The sequence below is a fragment of the Streptomyces albidochromogenes genome (assembly GCF_005981925.1).
In the GTDB taxonomy this organism is placed as follows: domain Bacteria; phylum Actinomycetota; class Actinomycetes; order Streptomycetales; family Streptomycetaceae; genus Streptomyces; species Streptomyces albidochromogenes.
In genome coordinates this window covers 1-1181 of the sequence record NZ_VBVX01000634.1, presented here as the reverse complement: position 1 = coordinate 1181, position 1181 = coordinate 1, and the positions used below count along the sequence as shown (strand labels likewise).

At 72.4% G+C, this 1181-nt stretch carries 1 protein-coding gene and 1 pseudogene; one reads left to right on the top strand and one right to left on the bottom strand.

Annotation, left to right across the window (positions count from 1 at the left end):
• Positions 1-833: beta-galactosidase (locus E2E34_RS34455; RefSeq protein WP_208765419.1), on the bottom strand; the 833-nt coding region annotated here is incomplete at its 3' end.
• 177 nt (positions 834-1010) lie between these two features.
• On the opposite strand from E2E34_RS34455, the pseudogene E2E34_RS36885 reads away from it, so the two are divergent.
• Positions 1011-1181: pseudogene (locus E2E34_RS36885) on the top strand (AraC family transcriptional regulator); the annotation flags it as partial.

Here is a 1181-nt window from a genome sequence, read left to right as displayed (position 1 = left end):
GATCCTGGGAAGCGGTGCGTCGGTGAACATCTACATGGCGCACCGCTTCCCAGGATCTCGCCCAGCGCCGCCGCCGCGTCGGCCGGATCCCGCACGACGGGCTCGGCGCCCCAGTGGCCGAACCACCCGCACCAGAACTCCATGCACATCAGCGGACCCGACGGCTGATGCCGCCGCAGCACCTCGAAGCCCTCGCGCGCCCCCGACCCGAAGTTCGCCGTCGCCGGCACACCCGGCACCGAGCCGCCCGTCAGCATGTGGTCCTCGGGGCCGTCGGACGTGAACAGCGGCACGTTCACCCCGCACCCGCGCAGGAACTCCGCCAGGTGCCGCAGGTACACCTGGTCCGAACCGTAACTGCCGTACTCGTTCTCGACCTGCACCATGACCACCGGCCCGCCCCGGTCGATCTGCCGGGCCACCACCTGCGGCAGCAACTGTCCGAACCAGCGCTCCACATGCCGCAGGTACGCGGCGTCGCGCGTGCGCACCCGCGTGCCGAGCTCCCCGGTCAGCCAGTGCGGAAGCCCCCCGTTCTCCCACTCGGCACAGATGTACGGCCCGGGGCGCACGATCGCCCACAGCCCCGCCTCCCGGGCGGCGTCCAGGAACCGGCCCAGCGCACCCGCGTCACGCAGCCGCCCGGGCTCCGGCTCGTGCAGGTTCCACGGGACGTACGTCTCCACACAGTTCAGCCCCATGGCACGCAGCATCGACAGCCGGTGCCCCCACTGCCCCTCGTGCACCCGGAAGTAGTGCATCGCCCCCGACAGCAGCCGCACCGGCCGCCCGTCCAGCTCGAAGTCCGACCCACCCACCGCGAAGTCAGCCACGGTCCCCGCCTCTCGCTCCACCATCAGCGCCCCAGCCTCACCCTCTGGCGGCGGAGCGGTCCATGGACAAAGATCAGCGCTGGTTGGACACAACGGCACGCCACGGGCACGCCACCGGCACACGGACAGCGTGCCGGCGACGCGGCGCCACACGCACCGGCGGGGAGGACACAGCGGATGTACCACACCTGGATGCGCTACTTCACCCCCAGCCCCACCCACCACAAGCTCGGCCTGGTCTGCCTCGGGGTCGGCCTCCAGCACGGCGCGCTGCCCACCGTCGGCCCCCGCACCCTCGACCACCACGTCGCCGTCGTCGTCAGCGCCGGCCGCGGCTGGTACCGCGGC